This is a genomic window from Ideonella sp. B508-1, assembly GCF_000333615.1.
Classification (GTDB): Bacteria; Pseudomonadota; Gammaproteobacteria; order Burkholderiales; family Burkholderiaceae_C; genus Ideonella.
In genome coordinates this window covers 1-22,072 of record NZ_BADL01000074.1, presented here as the reverse complement: position 1 = coordinate 22,072, position 22,072 = coordinate 1, and the positions used below count along the sequence as shown (strand labels likewise).

Sequence of the window (22,072 nt, the reverse complement as noted above, 5' to 3'; positions counted from 1 at the left end):
GCTGACCGGGCTGCAGGCCGGCGCTTGGCGCTGGATCGCCACGCCCGCCATGCGGGACGAACTGGCCCACGTGCTGAGCCGGGGCATTGCCGGCCGCTGGGCCGTCGCTCCGGCCGAGGTGCTGGCGGCCTTCGACCGCTGGGCTGACATCCGGCCCGCCCCCACCGCCCCGCTGGGCGACTGGCCCCGCTGCCGGGACCGGGACGACCAGAAGTTCATCGACCTGGCGCTCACCCACGGCGCCCGCTGGCTGGTGAGCCGGGACAAGGCCGTGCTGAAGCTGGCCCGGCGCTGCCTGCGTCAAGGCGGCGTGCAGGTCCTTCCTCCCGACCTCTGGCAGGCGCCCATCCCGGCAGCAGGCCACTGACCGGGCCACAGCGCACGCAGGGTCGAGGGGTGCGCTAGAGTCGCGCGGCAGGGGCCCACCCGCCCCGCCCCCCCGTTCATCCACGAGAGAACACCACCATGCATCTCCACCGGCCTCTCCGGTTCACCCCCCTGCTCCTGCTGAGCGCCGCGGCGCTGGTCGGCGCCTCGGCCCACGCGGGGTACGACACCCCGCCCGAACAGCTGCTCAAGGTCCTGAAGGCCCCCCCGCCGCCCTCCCCCAGCGTGGACCCCTCCGGCCGGCGCCTGCTGCTGACCACGTCGCAGACCTATCCTTCCATCGAGCGGGTCGCCCGCCCGTTCTACAAGCTCGCGGGCGTGCGCCTGGAGCCGGCCAACCGCAGCCGCCACGACACCCCCGCGGGCTATGGCATCCCGGCCTGCGTGGCCGACTTCACGCTGGTGGACATCGCCAGCGGCCGCGAGACCCGGGTGCCGCTGCCGGCCGGCGCCTGCCCTTCGCCCGCCTTGTGGTCACCTGACGGGCAGCGCTTTGCCTTCCAGAACGTCACCGCCAGCGCGGTGGAGCTGTGGCTGGGCGACGCCGCCACCGGTCAGATCCGGCAGATTCCCCATCTGGCGCTCAACCCGATCTTCGGGGCCACGGTGCAATGGCTGCAAGGCAGCAAGACCTTGCTGGTCAAGAAGGTGCCCGATGGGCAGGGCCGCCCCCCGGCCGAGACCGCCGCCGCCATCGGCCCGGACATCCAGCAGTCGCTGGGCGGCAAGGGGGTGAGCAGCACCTACGAAGCCCGTGACACGCTGCGCAACGCGCTGGACGAAGCGCGCTTCGCCTATTACGGCAGCTCGCAGCTGGCGGTGGTGGATGCCGCGAGCGGCCGGGTGCGTGCCGTGGGCCGCCCCGCCCTCTACACCGAGGTGAACGGCGCGCCGGACGGATTGCATGTGCTGACCGAGGCGCTCCAGCCGCCCTACTCGCACGCCGTCACCTACGAGCGTTTCGCCCACGACGTGGCCGTGCTGGACCTGGGCACCGGCCAGACCCAGACGATCGCCCGCCAGCCCCTGGCCGACCGGGTGCCGGTGCACGGCGTGCCTGAGGGCCCGATCAACTTCGACTGGCGCGCCACCGAACCCGCCACCCTGGTCTGGTCCGAGGCACTGGACAAGGGCGACTGGAACGTGGACGTGCCCGAGCGCGACCGTCTGATGCGTTGGGCCGCCCCCTTCAGCGGCCAGCCCACCGAGATCGGGCGGACACGACAGCGCTTTGCCGGCTTCGCCTGGACGCCACGGCGTGATGTCAGCTTCCTGACCGAGGTCGACGAGAACCGGCACTGGCAGACCACCCGCATCGTCGACGTCGACCAGCCCGGCCTGCCCGGCCGCGTGCTGTGGGACCTGTCCTCCGACGAGCAGTACAAGCGCCCGGGCGATTTCGTCTACCAGGTGCTGCCCAACGGCGCCTACGCGGTGCGCATGGAGGGTGACGCGGTGTTCCTGCGGGGCCGCGGCGCCTCGCCGCAGGGGGACCGCCCCTTCCTGGACAAGCTGGACCTGGGCTCGCTGAAGACCGAGCGGCTGTTCCGCAGCGGCACGGACGACTATGACGTGTTCCTGGGCTTCACGGCCCAGGCCGGACGCTTCCTGTCGTGGCGCCAGTCGGTCATGGATCCGCCCAACGCCTTCCTGCGCTCGCTGGGCGCACCCCGACCGGAGGCCGCCGAGGGCGAAGCCCGCTACGCCAGCGCCGGCCAGCAGCTCACCCACGTGCCCGACCCCACCCCCGAGGTGCGGCAGATCCGCAAGCAGCTGGTGAGCTACAAGCGCGCCGATGGCGTGGACCTGTCCTTCACGCTCTACACGCCGCCGGGCTACCAGGCCGGGACCCGCCTGCCGGCGGTGCTCTATGCCTACCCGATGGACTTCGCCAGCAGCGCACAGGCCGGCCAGGTCACCGGCAGCCAGAACACCTTCACGCGGCTGCCCTACTACCGCCTGCTGCTGCTGGCCGGCTACGCCATCATCGACAACGCCAGCTTCCCCATCGTGGGCGACCCCAAGACGGCCTACGACACCTACCTGCAGCAGCTCACGGCCGACGCGCAGGCCGCGGTGGACAAGGCCGTGGCGATGGGCGTGGTGGACCGCAATCGCATCGGCGTCACCGGCCACAGCCATGGCGCGCTGATGACGGCCAACCTGCTGGCTCACACCGACCTCTTCCGGGCCGGCGTGGCCTCCAGTGGCTCGTACAACAAGACGCTGACGCCTTTCGGCTTCCAGAACGAGCGGCGCTCGGTGTGGCAGGTGCGGGACGTCTACCTGCAGGCCTCGCCCTTCTTCTCGGCCGACACCCTGAAGAAGCCGCTGCTGCTGGTGCACGGCGAGGACGATGCCAACCCCGGCACCGAGCCCATCCAGTCGCTCAAGCTCTACCAGGCCATCCGCGGCAACGGCGGCACCACCCGGCTCCTGATGCTGCCGCATGAGCCGCACTGGTACACGGCCCTGGAGTCCAACGAGCAACTGGTGCACGACATGCTGGACTGGTTCGACACCTATGTGAAGAACGCCCCCGCGAAGTGAGCATCCCGGTGCCCGTTCCTCGACGGGCCTGAGAGGCCATGAAAAAAGGCGCCCCGAGGGGCGCCTTTTGCATGATGGAGCGACGGTCGGTCAGTCGGCGCTCGGCTCGGTGCCGGAGGCGGCATCCAGGCTGGCCAGCTGGGCCGAGGCCAGTTCCTCGGCTTCCTGCAGGGCGATGGCGCGACGCTCGGTCTCGTCCATCTCTTCCTTGGCCTTGCGGGCCTGGTGGAAGGCCATGCCGGTACCGGCCGGGATCAGGCGACCCACGATCACGTTTTCCTTCAGGCCACGCAGCTCGTCGCGCTTGCCCATGATGGCCGCTTCGGTCAGCACGCGGGTGGTCTCCTGGAAGGAGGCCGCGGAGATGAACGAGTCGGTCGACAGGGACGCCTTGGTGATGCCCAGCAGCACGTCGGCATAGGTCGCGGGGATCTTGTCCTCGCCACGCAGCTTCTCGTTGGTGATGAACAGCTCCGAGCGCTCGACCTGCTCGCCGGCGATGTAGGACGAGTCGCCCGGGTTGACGATCTGCACGCGGCGCAGCATCTGGCGAACGATCACCTCGATGTGCTTGTCGTTGATCTTCACGCCCTGCAGACGGTAGACGTCCTGCACTTCGTCGACGATGTAGCGGGCCAGTTCCTCGACACCCAGCAGACGCAGGATGTCCTGCGGATCAGCCGCGCCGTCGACGATCAGTTCGCCGCGGTTCACCACCTGGCCTTCGTGCACCAGGATGTTCTTTTCCTTGGGCACCAGCTCTTCCCAGACCTTGCCGTCCGGGTCGGTGATCTGCAGACGCACCTTGCCCTTGGTTTCCTTGCCGAAGGACACCGTGCCGGTGATCTCGGCCAGCGCGCCCTTGTCCTTGGGCGAGCGGGCTTCGAACAGCTCGGCCACCCGCGGCAGACCGCCGGTGATGTCACGGGTCTTCTGACCTTCGACCGGGATGCGGGCCAGCACTTCACCCGGGGCCAGGTCCTGACCGTCGCGGATCTGGATCAGCGCGCCGACCTGGAAGCCGATGGTCACCGAGTGGTCGGTGCCCGGGATCTTCACTTCCTGGCCATTGGCGTCCAGCAGCTTGACCTGCGGGCGCACCACCTTGGCGGCGCCGCGGCGCTTTGGGTCGATCACCACCAGGGTGGACAGGCCGGTGACCTCGTCCACCTGCTTGGCCACGGTCACGCCTTCCTCGACGTTCTCGAACTTCGCCTTGCCGGCGAATTCCGTGATGATCGGGCGGGTCAGCGGGTCCCAGTTGCCCAGGATGGTGCCGGCCTTGATGGTCTGGTCGGCCTTGACGTTCAGGATCGCGCCGTACGGCACCTTGTGGCGCTCGCGCTCACGGCCGTGCGGGTCGGTGATGACGATTTCGCCGGAACGCGAGATCACCACCAGTTCGCCCTTGCCGTTCGTGACGTAACGCATCGTGGCGTTGAAGCCGATGATGCCGTCCGACTTGGCGTCGACGCTGGAGGCGATGGCCGCGCGCGAGGCCGCACCACCGATGTGGAAGGTCCGCATGGTCAGCTGCGTGCCCGGCTCACCGATGGACTGCGCGGCGATCACGCCCACGGCCTCACCGGTGTTGACCAGACCACCGCGGCCCAGGTCACGGCCATAGCACTTGGCGCACAGACCGTAACGGGTCTCGCAGGTCAGCGGGGTGCGGACCTTGATCTCGTCCACGCCGGCCGACTCGATGGCGTCCAGGGTGTCCTCGTCCAGCATGGTGCCGGCTTCGATCAGCACCTGCTGGGTTTCCGGGTGCACCACTTCGACGGCGGTCACGCGGCCCAGCACGCGGTCGCGCAGGGATTCGATGACCTCACCGCCTTCGACCAGCGCGCGCATCGCGAAGCCGGCTTCGGTGCCGCAATCGTCCTCGGTCACCACCAGATCCTGGGTCACGTCCACCAGACGACGGGTCAGGTAGCCGGAGTTCGCGGTCTTCAGCGCCGTGTCCGCCAGGCCCTTACGGGCACCGTGGGTGGAGATGAAGTACTGCAGAACGTTCAGACCTTCGCGGAAGTTCGCGGTGATGGGGGTCTCGATGATCGAGCCGTCCGGCTTGGCCATCAGGCCCCGCATCCCGGCGAGCTGGCGGATCTGCGCGGCAGAACCCCGGGCGCCCGAGTCGGCCATCATGTAGATGGAGTTGAAGGACTCCTGATCCACTTCCTTGCCGTTGCGGTCGATGACCTTTTCCTTGGAGAGCTGGCCCATCATGACCTTGCCCACCTCGTCACCGGTCTTGCCCCAGATGTCCACGACCTTGTTGTAGCGCTCGCCGGCGGTCACGAGACCCGAGACGTATTGCTGCTCGATCTCCTTGACTTCCTTCTCGGCGCGGTCGATCAGGCCCACCTTCTGCGGCGGCACCAGCATGTCCTCGATGGCGATCGAGATGCCAGCGCGGGTGGCCAGGCGGAAGCCCGACTGCAGCAGCTTGTCGGCGAAGACGACGGTTTCCTTCAGGCCGCACTTGCGGAAGGAGGTGTTGATCAGCTTGCTGATCTCCTTCTTCTTCAGCGCCTTGTTGAGGTTGGAGAAGGGCAGGCCCTTGGGCAGGATTTCCGACAGCAGCGCGCGGCCGACGGTGGTTTCCACCAGCTTGATCTGCGGCTGGAATTCACCGTTGTCGTCCCGGGTCCACTCGGTCAGACGCACGCTGATCTTGGCAGTGATCTCCACGGCGCCGCAGTCCAGCGCACGGCGCAGTTCCACGGTGTCGGAGAAGACCATGCCTTCGCCGCGGGCGTTGGTGCGCTCGCGGGTCGAGTAGTACAGGCCCAGCACCACGTCTTGCGACGGCACGATGGACGGCTCGCCCGAAGCCGGGAACAGCACGTTGTTGGAGGCCAGCATCAGGGCGCGGGCTTCCATCTGCGCTTCGATCGACAGCGGCACGTGCACGGCCATCTGGTCACCGTCGAAGTCGGCGTTGAAGGCCGCGCAGACCAGCGGGTGCAGCTGGATGGCCTTGCCTTCGATCAGCACCGGCTCGAAGGCCTGGATGCCCAGACGGTGCAGCGTCGGGGCACGGTTCAGCATGACCGGGTGTTCCTTGATGACTTCTTCAAGGATGTCCCAGACCACCGGCGTGCCCGATTCCACTTCCTTCTTCGCCGCCTTGATGGTGGTGGCGATGCCCATCGCCTCCAGACGCGAGAAGATGAAGGGCTTGAACAGCTCCAGGGCCATCAGCTTGGGCAGGCCGCACTGGTGCAGCTTGAGGGTCGGGCCCACGGTGATGACGGAACGGCCGGAGTAGTCGACGCGCTTGCCCAGCAGGTTCTGACGGAAGCGACCGCTCTTGCCCTTGATCATGTCGGCCAGCGACTTGAGGGCACGCTTGTTCGCACCGGTCATGGCCTTGCCGCGGCGGCCGTTGTCCAGCAGGCTGTCCACGGCTTCCTGCAGCATGCGCTTTTCGTTGCGCACGATGATCTCAGGGGCCTTGAGCTCCAGCAGACGGGCCAGACGGTTGTTGCGGTTGATGACGCGACGGTAGAGGTCGTTCAGGTCCGAGGTGGCGAAACGGCCACCGTCCAGCGGCACCAGCGGACGCAGGTCCGGCGGCAGCACCGGCAGCACCGTCATGATCATCCACTCGGGCTTGATGCCCGACTTCTTGAAGGCCTCCATGACCTTCAGACGCTTGCTGTTCTTCTTGACCTTCAGCTCGCTGCCGGTCATGTCGTTGCGCAGGCGGTCGATCTCGACGTCGAGGTCCATGTCGGCCAGCAGCTTCTGGATGCCTTCGGCACCCATCAGCGCGATGAACTCGTCACCGAACTCCTGACGCTTCGCGTCGTAGTCGTCCTCGGACATGATGCTGAACTTCTTCAGCGGGGTCATGCCCGGGTCCACCACCACGTAGGCTTCAAAGTACAGCACGCGCTCGATGTCGCGCAGCGTCATGTCCAGGACCAGGCCCAGACGCGACGGCAGCGACTTCAGGAACCAGATGTGGGCGCAGGGCGCGGCCAGGTCGATGTGACCCATGCGCTCGCGACGCACCTTGGTCTGGGTGACTTCAACGCCGCACTTCTCGCAGATCACGCCACGGTGCTTCAGGCGCTTGTACTTGCCGCACAGGCACTCGTAGTCCTTGATCGGGCCGAAGATCTTGGCGCAGAACAGACCGTCACGCTCGGGCTTGAACGTGCGGTAGTTGATCGTCTCGGGCTTCTTCACCTCACCGAAGGACCACGAGCGGATCTTTTCGGGCGAGGCCAGCCCGATCTTGATCGCGTCGAAGTGCTCGTCGGGGGTGAACTGCTTGAACAGGTCCAGCAAGCCTTTCATGTGTCTTTCTCCAGGTTGACTGTGTATCGATCAGGGGGAATGGAAAACCAACAGGGCGCGCAAGGCGCTCAGTCCTTCTCCAGTTCCATGTCGATACCCAGCGAACGGATTTCCTTGACCAGAACGTTGAACGATTCCGGCATGCCGGCGTCGATGGCGTGTTCGCCCTTGACGATGTTTTCGTAGACCTTGGTGCGGCCGTTCACGTCGTCGGACTTCACGGTCAGCATTTCCTGCAGCACGTAAGCCGCGCCATAGGCTTCCAGGGCCCACACTTCCATTTCACCGAAGCGCTGACCACCGAACTGCGCCTTGCCGCCCAGCGGCTGCTGGGTGACGAGCGAGTACGGGCCAGTCGAGCGGGCGTGCATCTTGTCGTCCACCAGGTGATGCAGCTTCAGGTAGTGCATGTAGCCGATGGTCGTCGGACGCTCGAAGGGTTCGCCGGTGCGACCGTCGGACAGCCAGGCCTGGGTGCGCGTGGCGGTCAGGCCCTTCTTGGCAGCCACGTCTTCCGGGAAGGCCAGCTGCAGCATGTGGTGGATCTCGCTCTCCTCGGCGCCGTCGAAGACCGGGCTGGCGAAGGGCACGCCCTTCGTCAGTTCCTGGGCCATCTCCAGCACTTCGGCGTCGGACAGGTCGTCCAGATGCTCCTGCTTGCCGCCCGACTTGTTGTAGAGCTTGTCCATGAACTGGCGGATCTCGGCCACGGCGGCTTCACGCTGCAGCATGTCGCCGATGCGCTCGCCCAGGCCCTTGCCCGCCCAGCCCAGGTGGACTTCCAGCACCTGACCCACGTTCATCCGCGAGGGCACGCCCAGCGGGTTCAGCACCACGTCGGCGGGCGTGCCATCGGCCATGTAGGGCATGTCCTCGACCGGCACGATCTTGGACACCACACCCTTGTTGCCGTGACGGCCGGCCATCTTGTCGCCAGGCTGCAGGCGGCGCTTAACGGCCAGGTAGACCTTGACCATCTTCAGCACGCCGGCCGGCAGCTCGTCGCCTTGGGTCAGCTTCTTGCGCTTCTCTTCGAAGGCCAGATCGAAGCCATGGCGGGTCTGTTCCAGCGCGTTCTTGATCGACTCGAGCTGGTTGGCCAGCGCCTCCTCGGCCGGGCGCACGTCGAACCAGTGGTACTTGTCGATGCCCGACAGGTATTCTTCGGTGATGGCGGTGCCCTTGGCCAGCTTCTGCGGGCCGCCGTTGGCCACCGAACCGACCAGCAGCTTCTTGATCCGGTCGAAGGCGTCGGCCTCGACGATCCGCAGCTGGTCGTTCAGGTCCAGGCGGAAGCGCTTGAGCTCGTCGTCGATGATCTGCTGGGCGCGCTTGTCGCGCTGGATGCCTTCACGGGTGAAGACCTGCACGTCGATGACCGTGCCCTGGGTGCCCTGGTCCACCCGCAGCGAGGTGTCCTTCACGTCGGACGCCTTCTCGCCGAAGATCGCGCGCAGCAGCTTCTCTTCCGGGGTCAGGGTGGTTTCGCCCTTCGGGGTCACCTTGCCCACCAGCACGTCGCCGGGGTTCACTTCCGCGCCGATGTAGACGATGCCGGACTCGTCCAGGCGAGCCAGTTGCTGCTCGGACAGGTTCGGGATGTCGCGGGTGATTTCCTCGGAGCCCAGCTTGGTGTCGCGGGCCATGACCACCAGTTCCTCGATGTGGATCGAGGTGTAGCGGTCTTCGGCCACCACGCGTTCGGAGATCAGGATCGAGTCTTCGAAGTTGTAGCCGTTCCAGGGCATGAAGGCGATCAGCATGTTCTGACCCAGGGCGAGTTCGCCCAGGTCGGTCGATGCGCCGTCGGCCAGCACGTCACCGGCACCCACCTTGTCGCCACGCTTGACGATGGCGCGCTGGTGGATGTTGGTGTTCTGGTTGGAACGCTGGTACTTGATCAGGTTGTAGATGTCCACGCCGACTTCACCGGCGACGGTTTCCGCATCGTTGACGCGGATCACCACCCGGTTGGTGTCGACATAGTCCACCACGCCGCCACGGCGGGCGGTCACCACGGTGCCCGAGTCGACCGCGGCCACGCGCTCGACGCCCGTGCCGACCATCGGCTTCTCGGGGCGCAGCACCGGCACGGCCTGACGCGACATGTTGGCGCCCATCAGCGCGCGGTTCGCATCGTCGTGCTCCAGGAAGGGCACCAGCGAGGCCGCCACCGAGACGATCTGCGCCGGCGCCACGTCCATGTACTGCACGCGCTCGGGCGACAGCAGCACGGATTCGCCGCGCTCGCGGGCCGACACCAGTTCGTCGATCAGCTTGCCGTCTTCGTCCAGCGACGCGTTCGCCTGGGCGATCACGTACTTGCCTTCCTCGATGGCCGACAGGTAGTCGATCTGGTCGGTCACCTTGCCGTCCACCACGCGACGGTACGGCGTCTCCAGGAAGCCGTATTCGTTCAGGCGGGCGTACAGGGCCAGCGAGTTGATCAGGCCGATGTTCGGGCCTTCCGGCGTCTCGATCGGGCACACGCGGCCGTAGTGGGTCGGGTGCACGTCACGGACTTCGAAGCCGGCGCGCTCGCGGGTCAGACCGCCCGGGCCCAGGGCCGAGACACGACGCTTGTGCGTGATCTCGGACAGGGGGTTGGTCTGGTCCATGAACTGGGACAGCTGCGACGCACCAAAGAACTCCTTGAGGGCCGCGGAAATCGGCTTGGAGTTGATCAGGTCGTGCGGCATCAGGGCTTCGGTCTCGGCCTGGCCCAGACGCTCCTTCACGGCCTTCTCGATGCGGGCCAGGCCCGAGCGGTACTGGTTCTCGGCCAGTTCGCCCACGCAACGCACACGGCGGTTGCCCAGGTGGTCGATGTCGTCCACCTCGCCACGGCCGTTGCGCAGCTCGACCAGGATCTTGACCACGTCGAGGATGTCCTCGTTGGACAGGGTCATCGCGCCTTCAGGCGTGTCGCGGCCCACGCGGGCGTTGAACTTCATCCGGCCCACGCGCGACAGGTCATAGGTGTCGGCACTGTAGAACAGGCGGTTGAACAGGGCCTCGACGGCGTCCTCGGTCGGCGGCTCGCCAGGGCGCATCATGCGGTAGATCGCCACGCGCGCGGCCAGCTGGTCGACGGTCTCGTCCAGCGACAGGGTCTGGCTGATGTAGCCGCCCTGGTCCAGCTCGTTGGTGAAGATGCACTGCAGGTCCTTGACGCCCGCCGAGCGCAGCTTCTTCAGCAGCGATTCGGTCAGCTCGTCATTGGCCTTGGCGATGATCTCGCCGGTGTCGGCGTCCACCATGTTGCGGGCCACCACGCGACCCACCAGGAAGTCCTCGGGCACCGAGACGAACTGGGTGCCGGTCTGCTCCAGCTGGCGCACGTGGCGGGCGGTGATGCGCTTGTCCTTCTCGACGATGACGTTGCCGTCCTTGTCGGTGATGTCGAAGCGGGCCACCTCGCCCTTCAGGCGCTCGGGCACGAACTCCATCTGCGCGCCCGAATCCATCAGGCGGAAGGTGTCGTTCTTGAAGAAGTGCGCCAGGATCTGCTCGGGGTTCAGGCCGATGGCCTTGAGCAGGATGGTGACCGGCATCTTGCGACGGCGGTCGACGCGGAAGTACAGGATGTCCTTCGGATCGAATTCGAAGTCCAGCCAGGAACCGCGGTAGGGGATGATGCGGGCGCTGAACAGCAGCTTGCCCGAGCTGTGGGTCTTGCCCTTGTCGTGTTCGAAGAACACGCCCGGCGAACGGTGCAGCTGGGAGACGATGACGCGCTCGGTGCCGTTGACGATGAACGAGCCGTAGTCGGTCATCAGGGGCACCTCGCCCATGTAGACCTCCTGCTCCTTGATCTCCTTGACCACCTTGGCGGGATGCGCCTCGCGGTCATAGATGATCATCTGCAGCTTGGCGCGCACGGCGGCCGCGAAGGTCAGACCCCGCTGCTGGCACTCGCGCACATCGAAGGCCGGCTTGGCGATGTTGAACTCGATGAACTTCATCTCCACGAACCCGTTGTGCGACACGATCGGGAACGCGGACAGGAAGGCCGCCTGCAGGCCCTCGGGCTTGCGCTGGGCGGGAGGCACGTCCTTCTGCAGGAAGGCGACGTACGAGTCCTGCTGCATGGTCAGCAGGTAGGGGACGTTGAGAACGCTCTCACGCTTGCCGAAGCTCTTGCGGATACGCTTGCGCTCGGTGTAGGTGTAGGGGGTTGCTTGCGCCATTGAACACTCCGTAGCGACGAGGCGCGCCCGGCCGTGGCACGCTCCTCGCAAGGCGACTGGCTTTTGCAGGCACGCGTCCACCATGGAGGCGCCTGAAAGCTTGGTGGCTGGCCACTACCAGCCGCTGGCGGACAACCCCGGCGTTGCACCGGAGTCCGACCAAACCTGTTCTTCTGCAGTCGGATCAGAGAACACTTGGAAAACCCCCGATTATCGCTCGGGATTTTCCAACTGCTCTCGGAAGGGTTTCCGTGAGCTCGTCCATCAAGCACAAAAGGCCGGGGGCCTTTCGGACCCCCAGCCTCTTGGCGACGGAGCGAATTACTTCAGCTCGGCCTTGGCGCCGGCTTCCACCAGCTTCTTCACGGCAGCTTCGGCGTCGGCCTTGGCAATGCCTTCCTTCACGACCTTCGGAGCGCCGTCGACCATGTCCTTGGCTTCCTTCAGGCCCAGGCCGGTCAGTTCACGCACGGCCTTGATCACGCCGACCTTGTTGCCGCCGGCTTCCAGCAGCACGACGTTGAACTCGGTCTTCTCTTCAGCAGCAGCAGCAGCGCCGCCAGCAGCGCCACCGGCGGCCGGAGCGGCCATGGAGGCGGCGGACACGCCGAACTTCTCTTCGATGGCCTTGACCAGGTCATTCAGTTCCATGACGGTCATGGAGTCCAGGGCGGTCAGGAAGGCGTCTTTGTCGAATGCCATTTGATGTACCTATTTCAGTGATTCAGTGAATGGGATGCAGGGCGTGCGTGCCGATCAGGCGGCAGCAGCTTCGGCGGGCGCTTCGGCGCCGCCACCCTTTTGTTGGGCCAGCGCGGCCAGCACAGCGGCGGTGCGTTGCACCGGCGACTTCAGCAGGCCAGCGATCTGCGACAGCAGGACTTCGCGGCTCGGCACCGAAGCCAGGGCCTTGACGCCATCGACGTCCAGGGCCTTGCCCGCGTATGCACCAGCCTTGATGACCAGCTTGTCGTTGCCCTTGGCAAAGTCAGCGATGACCTTGGCGGCAGCCACGGCATCTTCCGAGAAGCCGTAGATCAGCGGACCGGCCATGCTCTCCGAGGCCACCTCGAACGGGGTGCCGGCGACGGCGCGACGGGCCAGGGTGTTCTTCAGCACGTGAAGATACACACCCTTGGCACGCGCTTCGACGCGCAGCTTGTTCAGGGCTTCCACGGTGAGGCCACGGTACTCGGCCAGCGCCAGGGTCTGGGACTTGGCGGCTTGCGCTGCCACTTCCTCGATCACGGCCGCCTTTTCGTTGCGGTTGAGACTCAAGGTCTACTCCTCACATCAACGTGTCCTGGGGTGCGAACACCCTCGGACACACCTGGGTTGCAGCGACCTTGCCGTGGCGAAGAAGAGCACCATCACTGGAATCTCTGTTGCTCACGGCGGGGACGCCATCTGCGCTGGCCACGGGGTCGGACGGATCCGGCCTTGTGATTAAGGCACCCCGAAGGGCGCCGCCAGCGGTCTTGGATGGCCTGAAGCTTCCGGAGAAGCTTCAGCCCACCAATTCATCGGGCTGGCGCGTCAAGACGGCCGCACCAGCCGGTGTTCACGCGGCCGATCAGGCCGCAGCGTTCAGCGCGATCGAGCCGATGTCCACGCGGGCGCCGACGCCCATCGTGGAGGACACGGCCACCTTGCGCAGGTAGACGCCCTTGGACGAGGCCGGCTTGGCCTTGTTCAGGGCTTCCAGCAGCGCGGCCAGGTTGCCGACCAGCTTGTCGTCGTCGAAAGAACGACGGCCGATGGTGCCGTGGATGATGCCGGCCTTGTCCACGCGGAACTGGACCTGACCCGCCTTGGCGTTCTTGACGGCCGTGGCGACGTCCGGGGTCACGGTGCCGACCTTGGGGTTCGGCATCAGGCCGCGGGGGCCCAGGATCTGACCCAGGGTACCGACGACGCGCATGGTGTCCGGGGAGGCGATCACCACGTCGAAGGGCATGTCACCGGCCTTGACGCGCTCGGCCAGGTCTTCCATGCCGACCACGTCCGCACCGGCGGCCTTGGCTTCTTCAGCCTTGGCACCCTGGGCGAACACGGCCACGCGCTTGGTCTTGCCGGTGCCGTTGGGCATCACGACCGCGCCACGCACGACCTGGTCCGACTTCTTGGCATCGATGCCCAGCTGCACGGCCACGTCGATCGACTCGTCGAACTTGGCGGTGGCGCAGCTCTTCACCAGCGCCAGGGCTTCATTGATGGCGTACAGCTTCAGGCTGTCCACCTTGCCTTGCAGGGCCTTGGCCTTCTTGGTCAGCTTTGCCATGTCACACGCCCTCCACGATCACGCCCATCGAGCGGGCCGAGCCGGCGATGGTCTTCACCGCGGCGTCCAGGTCGGCAGCGGTCAGATCCTTCTGCTTCACCTTGGCGATTTCCTCGAGCTGGGCGCGCGAGATCTTGCCGACCTTGGTCAGGTGCGGCTTGTCCGAGCCCTTGCCCAGGCCGATGGCCTTCTTGATCAGCACGGTCGCCGGGGGCGACTTCAGCACGAAGGTGAAGGACTTGTCCGCGAAGGCGGTGATCACCACGGGCAGCATCAGACCAGGTTCCATGCCCTGGGTCTGGGCGTTGAACGCCTTGCAGAACTCCATGATGTTCAGACCGCGCTGACCCAGCGCCGGGCCCACGGGGGGAGAGGGGTTGGCCTTGCCGGCCGGGATCTGCAGCTTGATGAAGCCGACGATCTTCTTTGCCATGAATGGCTCCTATCGAGTTCCAACGCTTCGGGGCTCGCGCCCGTCGGCTCCTCGCCATTTCGCCCGGAACGAAGGAAGCCGCAGGCGCCGGGACGATCCCGCCTGCGGCCGAAAACTCAAACTTTTTCGACCTGCGAGAAATCCAGCTCGACCGGGGTGGCCCGACCGAAGATGGTGACCGACACGCGGACCTTGGACTTCTCGTAGTTGACTTCCTCGACCGCGCCGTTGAAGTCGGTGAACGGGCCTTCCTTGACCCGCACCAGCTCGCCAACCTCCCACTCGACCTTGGGCCGGGGCTTCTCGATGCCTTCCTGCATCTGGTTGACGATCTTCATGACCTCGGCTTCCGAGATCGGGGAAGGACGGTTCTTGGCGCCGCCGACGAAGCCGGTGACCTTGCCGGTGTTCTTCACCAGGTGCCAGGTCTCGTCGTCCATCAGCATCTCGACCAGCACATAGCCGGGGAAAAAGCGACGCTCGGTGACCGACTTCTTGCCGTTCTTCAGCTCGACCACTTCTTCGGTCGGCACCAGGATGCGGCCGAACTTGGCCTGCATGCCGGCGCGGTCGATGCGTTCACGCAGATTGCGCTCGACCGCCTTCTCCATGCCGGAATAGGCATGCACCACGTACCAACGCAGCGGGCTCGGTGCAGCGGCGGGGGTGACGTCGGTGGGGGTGGTTTCGCTCATGCTCGGGATCCTTTGTGTGCGTTGCGTCGACCGATCAGTGCTTCCAGCCCAGGATCAGGTCGTACAACACCCATTCCAGCGACTTGTCGGTCAGCCACAGGAAAATGGCCATCAGCAGGACGAAGGCGAACACGTAAGCGGTCATCTGGGTGGCCTCCTTGCGGGTCGGCCAGACGACCTTCTTCACCTCGCGCACCGAATCACGGCCGTAGGCAATGATCTGCTTGCCGGCATCGGAGACGAAGAACACGCCCACCGCGACAGCCAGACCGACCAGCAGCACCAGCACGCGCAGCCACATGTCCTGCTGGCCCAGCACGTAGAAGGCCGCGATCGAGCCGATCACCAGCACCGCCACCGCAGCCAGCTTGGCTTTCTCGGCGCCGGTGGAGACCGTTTCGACTTGGGGAGTGGTGGACATTGCTTTCACTTGCGAATCCGGGATGCGGGCGCATCCTGCTTCCGTCGACCAGGCGGACCTAACAGCAGCAAAGCCCGCCGGAGCGAAGCACCTGCGGGCTGGAAACAAGGCTGCCAGGAACCTGCGGACCCTGGCTGGGTGTCGAACCGGACGTCGATTCTGGTCAGTGAATCACGGCCGGTTGGCAGGGGCAGAGGGAATCGAACCCCCAACCTTCGGTTTTGGAGACCGACGCTCTGCCAATTGAGCTATACCCCTGCAGCCTTTCCTGTTCGAGTCTTACTCGATGATCTTGGCGACGACGCCGGCGCCGACGGTACGACCACCTTCACGGATGGCGAAACGCAGGCCTTCTTCCATGGCGATCGGGGCGATCAGCTTGACGGTGATCGACACGTTGTCGCCCGGCATCACCATTTCCTTGTCCTTCGGCAGCTCCACGGCACCGGTCACGTCCGTGGTACGGAAGTAGAACTGGGGGCGGTAGTTGTTGAAGAACGGGGTGTGGCGGCCGCCTTCGTCCTTGCTCAGCACGTACACCTCGGCGGTGAAGTGCGTGTGCGGGGTGATCGAGCCGGGCTTGGCCAGCACTTGGCCGCGCTCGACGTCTTCACGCTTGGTGCCGCGCAGCAGGATGCCGACGTTGTCGCCAGCTTGACCTTGGTCCAGCAGCTTGCGGAACATTTCCACGCCGGTGCAGGTGGTCTTCTGGGTGGGCTTGATACCGACGATTTCGATTTCTTCGCCAACCTTGATCACGCCGCGCTCGACACGGCCGGTCACCACGGTGCCGCGACCCGAGATCGAGAACACGTCTTCCACCGGCATCAGGAAGGCACCGTCCACGGCGCGCTCGGGCGTCGGGATGTAGGTGTCCAGCGCGTCAGCCAGCTTCATGATGGCTTGTTCGCCCAGCTCGCCCTTGTCGCCTTCGAGCGCCAGCTTGGCCGAGCCCTTCACGATCGGGGTGTCGTCGCCCGGGAAGTCGTACTTGCTCAGCAGCTCGCGCACTTCCATTTCCACCAGTTCCAGCAGCTCGGCGTCATCGACCATGTCGCACTTGTTCAGGAACACGATGATGTAGGGCACGCCCACCTGACGAGCCAGCAGGATGTGCTCGCGGGTCTGGGGCATCGGGCCGTCAGCGGCCGAGCACACCAGGATCGCGCCGTCCATCTGCGCCGCGCCGGTGATCATGTTCTTCACATAGTCAGCGTGCCCCGGGCAGTCCACGTGGGCGTAGTGGCGGTTGGCGGTCTCGTACTCGACGTGCGCGGTGTTGATCGTGATGCCGCGGGCCTTCTCTTCGGGCGCAGCGTCGATCTGGTCGTAGGCCTTGGCCTCGCCGCCGAACTTGCTCGACAGGATGGTCGTGATCGCCGCCGTCAGCGTCGTCTTGCCATGGTCCACGTGACCAATCGTGCCCACGTTCACGTGCGGCTTGGTCCGTTCAAACTTGCCTTTTGCCATCTTGCGCTCCTGCGGCGTTCGAGATCAAAAAAAAGACAGGGAAGGGGTGGTGCCCATGGCGCGGATCGAACGCGCGACCTCTCCCTTACCAAGGGAGTGCTCTACCACTGAGCCACATGGGCATCGACACAGGACTGGAAGCTGACACTTCCGAACTCCCAGACCTGTGTCGACAGATCCTTCTACACACACCCACAACCGAACCGATGGCCCCAGAGCCTGGAGCGGGAAACGGGAATCGAACCCGTGTCATTAGCTTGGAAGGCTAAGGTTCTACCATTGAACTACTCCCGCCGGGATTCGTTCTTCGGTTGTCTCTGCGCTTTGGTGGAGGAGGCTGGATTCGAACCAGCGTAGGCGTAAGCCAACAGATTTACAGTCTGCCCCCTTTAGCCACTCGGGCACCCCTCCGTAGCAGCAGAGCCACGCACTATAGCACAGCGTTTTTGGAGTTGGCTACTGTCCGCGCACGATCTTTTTTGAAATTCAACCCAGCGCCGTCTCCAGGCGCCAGTCCAGGTCCGGGACGGCCTGGGCCACCGCCGAGAAATGGCCACACCCGATGAAAGGCACCGGCGGACGGCGGGCGGACAGCGGCGAAGGGTGGTTGGCCTGCAGCAGCAGGTGCCGCCCCGGCGCCTGGGCCTCGATCAGGGCGGCCTTGGCTTGGGCATGGGCGCCCCACAGCAGGAAGGCGATGCGCCGTGGCTGGGCGGCCACGGCCCCGATCAGGGCATCGGTCAGCGCCTCCCAGCCCTGGCGGGCATGGGACGCGGGCAGGCCGTCCTCGACCGTGAGCACGGTGTTGAGCAGCAGCACGCCCTGCCCGGCCCAGGCCGCCAAATGGCCGTGCGACGGCATGGGCCAGCCCAGGTCGCGCTGTTGCTCGACGAAGATGTTGCGCAGGCTGGGCGGCGTCCTCACCCCCACTGGCACCGAAAATGCCAGGCCCTCGGCCTGACCCGGGCCGTGGTAAGGATCCTGCCCCAGGATGACCACCCGCACCGCCGCCAGCGGCGTGAGCGCCAGCGCCCGCAGCGGCCAGGCCGGGTAGATGGTGGCCCCGGCGGCCTGACGGGCGGCCAGATGCACCAGCAGACCCTGGCCCGCCGGGCTGTCACGCCAGGCTTGCACCAGTGGCTGCCAGTCGGGTGCCGTGGCCGTCAGCCAGGCCTCGGCCGGCGCCCTCAGCCGGTTGTCGGCCGACGCCGGAACGGGCGCCACGGGATCGGCCGGCCGCAGGCCCGCCTGGGCCGCGGGCGGCGTCTTGCGAGGACGGGCCATCGCCTCAGCCGAACAGGGCCTGCAGGGCCACGCCGGGGTCCGGCGCGCGCATGAAGGCCTCGCCGACCAGGAAGGCGTGGACATCGGCCGCGCGCATGCGCTGCACGTCGGCCGGCGCCAGGATGCCGGACTCGGTCACCAGCAGGCGGTCGGCCGGCACCTGAGGCAGCAGGGCCAAGGTGTGGTCCAGAGAGACCTCGAAGGTCCGAAGATTGCGGTTGTTGATGCCCAGCAGCGGCGTCTTCAGGCGCAGGGCGCGCTCCAACTCCTCGCCGTCGTGCACCTCCACCAGCACATCCATGCCCAGGCCCATGGCCGTGGCCTCCAGGTCGGCCATCTGCGCGTCGTCCAGGCAGGCCCGCGATCAGCAGAATGCAGTCGGCGCCGATGGCCCGGGCCTCGACCACCTGGTACTCGTCGACCATGAAGTCCTTGCGCAGCACCGGCAGCGCACAGGCCGCCCGCGCCTGCTGCAGGTAGGCCACGGCCCCCTGGAAGAAGCGCTCGTCGGTCAGCACGCTCAGGCAGGCGGCGCCGTGGGCGGCATAGCTGGCGGCGATGGCCGCAGGATCGAAGGGGTCGCGCAGCACGCCCTTGCTGGGGCTGGCCTTCTTGACCTCGGCGATCACCGCCGCCTGGCCGGCGGCGACCTTGGCGCGCAGCGCGGCGGCAAAGCCGCGGGTGTCGCGCCGGGCCTCGGCCTCGCGGCGCACGTCCGCCAGCGGGCGGGCCAGGCGGGCGGCCGCCACCTCCTCGTGCTTGACGGCGACGATGCGCTGCAGGATGTCCGGGGTCCCGCTCATGCTGCGTCCTTCAGCTGGTGGCTGACCGCCACGAACTGGCTGAGCTTGGCCATGGCGGCGCCCGAGGCCACGGCCTCGCGGGCGCGCTTGACGCCGTCGGCAATGCTCTCGGCCACGCCAGCGCAGTAGAGCGCCGCACCGGCATTGAGCAGCACGATGTCGCGCACCGGGCCGTCCTCGTTGGCCAGGGCGCGCTGGATGCACTGCACCGATTCGTCACGGTTGGCCACCTTGAGCACCCGGCTGTCGTAGACCGGCAGGCCGAAATCGCTGGGGTGGACGCGGTATTCGCGGATCTCGCCGTCCCGGAGCTCGCCCACCAGGGTCTCGCCCGAGAGCGAGATTTCGTCCATGCCGTTCATGCCGTAGACCACCAGGGCATGCTCGGCGCCCAGGCGCTGCAGCACCCGCACCAGGATGCCCACCAGGTCCGGGTGGAAGACGCCCAGCAGGGTGTTGGGCGCGCCGGCCGGGTTGGTCAGCGGGCCCAGGATGTTGAAGATGGTGCGCACGCCCAGCTCCTTGCGCACCGGCGCGGCATGCTTCATCGAGGCATGGTGGTTGGGCGCGTACATGAAGGCGATGCCGCATTCCTCCAGGCAGCGGGCGATCTGGGCCGGGCTCAGCATCAGGTTGCCGCCCAGGGCCTCGATGACGTCGGCACTGCCGCTGGTGGAGGACACGCTGCGCCCGCCATGCTTGGCCACGCGGGCACCGGCCGCCGCCGCGACGAAGGTAGAGGCCGTCGAGATGTTGAAGGTGTGGGCGCCGTCCCCGCCGGTGCCGACGATGTCCAGCAGCTGGTGGCGGTCCGCCACCGGCACCGGGGTGGCGAACTCGCGCATCACCTGGGCGGCAGCGGCGATCTCGCCCACCGTCTCCTTCTTGACCCGCAGGCCGATGGCCAGCGCGGCAATCATCACCGGCGACATCTCGCCGTTCATGATGCGCCGCATCAGGGTCAGCATCTCGTCGTGGAAGATCTCGCGGTGCTCGATGACGCGGGTCAGCGCGTCGGTGTTGCTGATGCTCATGGTGTCGGAAATGGCAGGAAATCAGTAAGGGGCGGCTGCAGTGGCGGCGCGGGCATGGGCACCCACCGGCAGCGCGAAGAACTCGCGCACCGCCGCCAGCGTGCGGTCGATGCCGGCCGCGTCCACATCCAGGTGGGTGACGAAGCGCAGGCCGATCAGCCCGGTGGCCAGGATGCCGCGCGCGGCCAGGTGTTCCAGCAGCACGGCCCCGCGACCCTCGGCCACATCCACGAAGACGATGTTGGTCGACGCGCTGCGCACGCTCAAGCCCTCGATGCCCGCCAGCCCTTGCGCCAGACGCTGGGCCAGGGCGTGGTCATCGGCCAGGCGGGCCACATGGTGGTCCAGCGCGTGCAGGCCGGCCGCGGCCAGCAGCCCCACCTGACGCATGCCGCCGCCCAGCACCTTGCGCCAGCGGTGGGCCCGCTCGATCAGCGCCTTGGAGCCGCACAGCACCGAGCCCACCGGGGCGCCCAGGGCCTTGCTCAGGCAGACCGAGACCGAATCGAACTCGGCCACGATGCGCCGGGCCGCGGCATACGGGTCTCCGCCCGCCGCCGTGGCCACCGCCGCATTGAACAGGCGGGCTCCGTCCAGGTGGGTGGCCAGGCCATGCTGGCGCGCCAGTGCCGTGGCGGCGTCCAGGTAGTCCAGCGTCAGCGGCTGGCCGTTCCAGGTGTTCTCCAGGCACAGCAGCTTGGTGCGGGCGAAATGCGGGTCGATGGGCTTGATGGCCCCGGCGATGTCGGCCAGCGCCAGCGTGCCATCGGCCTGCTGTGGCAGGGGCTGCGGCTGGATGCTGCCCAGGATGGCCGCGCCGCCACCTTCGTAGCGGTAGCAATGGGCCATCTGCCCGGCCAGGTACTCGTCACCGCGCTCGCAGTGGCTGATCAGCGCCAGCAGATTGCTCTGGGTGCCGCTGGAGACGAACAGCGCCGCCTCCTTGCCCAGCAGCGCGGCCAGGCGGTTCTGCAGGCGGAGGACGGTGGGGTCGTCGCCGAAGACGTCGTCCCCCAGTTCGGCCGCCATCATGGCCTCGCGCATCGCGGCGGTGGGCCGGGTGACGGTGTCGCTGCGCAGGTCGACCACCGGCGCCGAGGGGCTCGCAGCGCTCATGCGGCCTCCTTCACGCGGCCCATGGCCAGGAAGTTGCGCAGCATGGCGTGGCCTTGCTCGGACAGAATGGACTCGGGGTGGAACTGCACGCCTTCCATCGGGGCATCGGTGGCCGCCAGCTCGGTGTGGCGCACGCCCATGATCTCGCCGTCCTCAGAGGTGGCGGTGATCTCCAGCTCGGCCGGCAGGCTGGCCCGCTCGATCACCAGCGAGTGGTAGCGGATGACCGTGAACTTCTCGGGCAGCTCGGCGTAGACGCCGCGCCGGTCGGTGGTGATGACGCTGGTCTTGCCGTGCATCTGGGTGGCGGCACGCACGATGCGCCCGCCCATGGCCGCCCCGATGCTCTGGTGGCCCAGGCACACGCCCAGGATGGGCAGCTTGCCAACGAAGTGCCGGATGGCCGGCACGCAGATGCCGGCCTCGGCCGGCGAGCAGGGGCCGGGCGAAAGCACCAGGCGGTCCGGCCGCAGGCCGGCAATGCCTTCCAGGGTGATCTCGTCGTTGCGGACCACCTTCACCTCCTCGCCCAGCTCACTGAAGTACTGGACCAGGTTGAAGGTGAAGGAATCGTAGTTGTCGATCATCAACAGCATGAGGAACCTCGCGCAGGGGACGGGCACGGACCGCAGGCACGCGGCCGGGCACCGGAAACCGGATGGGAAGGGAGGTGGCCTGGCACCTCCAGGGATGGGAGGCCGGCGTCGGGCGGCACGGTCAGCACCTGCCCGCGGGATAGCCGATCAGCAGTGGTGCGGGCGACGCCATCGCCCGCAGGGACCGGCCACGGCACAGGCCCTGTCGCGACGCCACGACGACGCGACGGCCAGGGTCGCGGGGGTCGGGCGGAGAAAGGAGTTCTCGGACATGGCCAGCAAGCAGTGTTTGGCGCCCATTATCCACATCCTGGCGCGGCAGCGGGCGGTGCAGGCCGCCGCACCGGGCCGTGGCATCCGTCACGGAAACCGTCCGCCCGACGCAGGCGGACTTCATGGCGCATCTTTGGGCGCCGATAGCCCGCGTGAACCCCCTCACAGGAAGGAGGACGCCATGCCCCGCCCCGCCCGAACCTTGGGCTTGCCCAACCCCGCGTC

The 22,072-nt window shown here is 66.8% G+C and carries 15 protein-coding genes, 4 tRNA genes and 1 pseudogene; 2 read left to right on the top strand and 18 right to left on the bottom strand.

Annotated features, from left to right (window positions below; genetic code table 11):
- Both I73_RS03295 and I73_RS03290 read left to right on the top strand, forming a co-directional pair.
- Positions 1-367, top strand: a 367-nt coding sequence (locus I73_RS03295; protein ID WP_022979310.1) for a putative toxin-antitoxin system toxin component, PIN family, incomplete at its 5' end; no start/stop codon positions are given.
- A 98-nt stretch (positions 368-465) separates the two neighbouring features.
- Positions 466-2,937, top strand: coding sequence for a prolyl oligopeptidase family serine peptidase (locus I73_RS03290; protein ID WP_022979309.1), 2,472 nt, complete (start codon positions 466-468; stop codon positions 2,935-2,937).
- 90 nt (positions 2,938-3,027) lie between these two features.
- On the opposite strand, the gene rpoC is transcribed toward I73_RS03290, so the two are convergent.
- From rpoC to I73_RS03200, 18 genes and pseudogenes are all read right to left on the bottom strand, one after another.
- A complete protein-coding gene (rpoC, locus tag I73_RS03285) occupies positions 3,028-7,251 on the bottom strand; it encodes a DNA-directed RNA polymerase subunit beta' (RefSeq protein ID WP_022979308.1) in 4,224 nt (1,407 codons plus the stop codon).
- A gap of 68 nt (positions 7,252-7,319) precedes the next feature.
- Positions 7,320-11,441: a DNA-directed RNA polymerase subunit beta gene (rpoB, locus tag I73_RS03280; protein WP_022979307.1), complete on the bottom strand. Its 4,122-nt coding sequence runs from the start codon at positions 11,439-11,441 to the stop codon at positions 7,320-7,322.
- Between the two features lie 321 nt (positions 11,442-11,762).
- The gene (gene rplL, locus I73_RS03275) at positions 11,763-12,143 is read right to left on the bottom strand and encodes a 50S ribosomal protein L7/L12 (RefSeq protein ID WP_022979306.1); all 381 of its coding nucleotides are present in this window, start codon (positions 12,141-12,143) and stop codon (positions 11,763-11,765) included.
- A 54-nt stretch (positions 12,144-12,197) separates the two neighbouring features.
- The gene (gene rplJ, locus I73_RS03270; protein ID WP_022979305.1) at positions 12,198-12,719 is read right to left on the bottom strand and encodes a 50S ribosomal protein L10; all 522 of its coding nucleotides are present in this window, start codon (positions 12,717-12,719) and stop codon (positions 12,198-12,200) included.
- 295 nt (positions 12,720-13,014) lie between these two features.
- The gene (gene rplA / locus I73_RS03265) at positions 13,015-13,722 is read right to left on the bottom strand and encodes a 50S ribosomal protein L1 (protein ID WP_022979304.1); all 708 of its coding nucleotides are present in this window, start codon (positions 13,720-13,722) and stop codon (positions 13,015-13,017) included.
- Between the two features lies 1 nt (position 13,723).
- Complete coding sequence (gene rplK, locus I73_RS03260; RefSeq protein WP_022979303.1) at positions 13,724-14,155, bottom strand: 50S ribosomal protein L11; 432 nt, start codon at positions 14,153-14,155, stop codon at positions 13,724-13,726.
- A 116-nt stretch (positions 14,156-14,271) separates the two neighbouring features.
- On the bottom strand, positions 14,272-14,850 hold the full coding sequence (gene nusG, locus I73_RS03255; RefSeq protein ID WP_022979302.1) for a transcription termination/antitermination protein NusG: 579 nt from the start codon (positions 14,848-14,850) through the stop codon (positions 14,272-14,274).
- Positions 14,851-14,884: 34 nt separating this feature from the next.
- Complete coding sequence (gene secE, locus I73_RS03250; RefSeq protein ID WP_022979301.1) at positions 14,885-15,271, bottom strand: preprotein translocase subunit SecE; 387 nt, start codon at positions 15,269-15,271, stop codon at positions 14,885-14,887.
- Positions 15,272-15,453: 182 nt separating this feature from the next.
- Positions 15,454-15,529: transfer RNA gene (locus tag I73_RS03245), tRNA-Trp, on the bottom strand.
- Positions 15,530-15,550: 21 nt separating this feature from the next.
- Positions 15,551-16,741 carry an elongation factor Tu gene (gene tuf / locus I73_RS03240; protein WP_022979300.1) on the bottom strand — a complete coding sequence of 397 codons (1,191 nt, stop codon included), beginning with the start codon at positions 16,739-16,741 and terminating at the stop codon, positions 15,551-15,553.
- A 47-nt stretch (positions 16,742-16,788) separates the two neighbouring features.
- Positions 16,789-16,863 (bottom strand) — tRNA-Thr (locus tag I73_RS03235).
- Positions 16,864-16,961: 98 nt separating this feature from the next.
- A tRNA-Gly gene (locus I73_RS03230) sits at positions 16,962-17,035 on the bottom strand.
- Between the two features lie 31 nt (positions 17,036-17,066).
- A tRNA-Tyr gene (locus I73_RS03225) sits at positions 17,067-17,152 on the bottom strand.
- 75 nt (positions 17,153-17,227) lie between these two features.
- On the bottom strand, positions 17,228-18,025 hold the full coding sequence (locus I73_RS25690) for a uracil-DNA glycosylase (RefSeq protein WP_022979299.1): 798 nt from the start codon (positions 18,023-18,025) through the stop codon (positions 17,228-17,230).
- Positions 18,026-18,029: 4 nt separating this feature from the next.
- Positions 18,030-18,828: pseudogene (gene trpC / locus I73_RS25685) on the bottom strand (indole-3-glycerol phosphate synthase TrpC).
- A complete protein-coding gene (trpD, locus tag I73_RS03210) occupies positions 18,825-19,862 on the bottom strand; it encodes an anthranilate phosphoribosyltransferase (RefSeq protein WP_022979298.1) in 1,038 nt (345 codons plus the stop codon). The pseudogene trpC and the gene trpD overlap by 4 nt, the downstream one beginning before the upstream one ends.
- Before the next feature lie 21 nt (positions 19,863-19,883).
- Positions 19,884-20,978, bottom strand: coding sequence for a low-specificity L-threonine aldolase (gene ltaE / locus I73_RS25680; protein ID WP_022979297.1), 1,095 nt, complete (start codon positions 20,976-20,978; stop codon positions 19,884-19,886).
- A complete protein-coding gene (locus tag I73_RS03200) occupies positions 20,975-21,574 on the bottom strand; it encodes an aminodeoxychorismate/anthranilate synthase component II (RefSeq protein WP_022979296.1) in 600 nt (199 codons plus the stop codon). Before I73_RS03200 ends, ltaE begins: the two co-directional genes overlap by 4 nt.
- Positions 21,575-22,072 lie beyond the last annotated feature (498 nt).

Coding starts and splice junctions, on each gene's coding strand:
- rplK (WP_022979303.1), bottom strand. CDS start 14,155: ATGGCAAAGAAGATCGTCGGCTTCATCAAGCTGCAGATCCCGGCCGGC.
- rpoB (WP_022979307.1), bottom strand. CDS start 11,441: ATGGCGCAAGCAACCCCCTACACCTACACCGAGCGCAAGCGTATCCGC.
- trpD (WP_022979298.1), bottom strand. CDS start 19,862: ATGAGCATCAGCAACACCGACGCGCTGACCCGCGTCATCGAGCACCGC.
- secE (WP_022979301.1), bottom strand. CDS start 15,271: ATGTCCACCACTCCCCAAGTCGAAACGGTCTCCACCGGCGCCGAGAAA.
- I73_RS25690 (WP_022979299.1), bottom strand. CDS start 18,025: ATGGCCCGTCCTCGCAAGACGCCGCCCGCGGCCCAGGCGGGCCTGCGG.
- I73_RS03290 (WP_022979309.1), top strand. CDS start 466: ATGCATCTCCACCGGCCTCTCCGGTTCACCCCCCTGCTCCTGCTGAGC.
- I73_RS03200 (WP_022979296.1), bottom strand. CDS start 21,574: ATGCTGTTGATGATCGACAACTACGATTCCTTCACCTTCAACCTGGTC.
- rplA (WP_022979304.1), bottom strand. CDS start 13,722: ATGGCAAAGCTGACCAAGAAGGCCAAGGCCCTGCAAGGCAAGGTGGAC.
- ltaE (WP_022979297.1), bottom strand. CDS start 20,978: ATGAGCGCTGCGAGCCCCTCGGCGCCGGTGGTCGACCTGCGCAGCGAC.
- rpoC (WP_022979308.1), bottom strand. CDS start 7,251: ATGAAAGGCTTGCTGGACCTGTTCAAGCAGTTCACCCCCGACGAGCAC.
- nusG (WP_022979302.1), bottom strand. CDS start 14,850: ATGAGCGAAACCACCCCCACCGACGTCACCCCCGCCGCTGCACCGAGC.
- rplL (WP_022979306.1), bottom strand. CDS start 12,143: ATGGCATTCGACAAAGACGCCTTCCTGACCGCCCTGGACTCCATGACC.
- tuf (WP_022979300.1), bottom strand. CDS start 16,741: ATGGCAAAAGGCAAGTTTGAACGGACCAAGCCGCACGTGAACGTGGGC.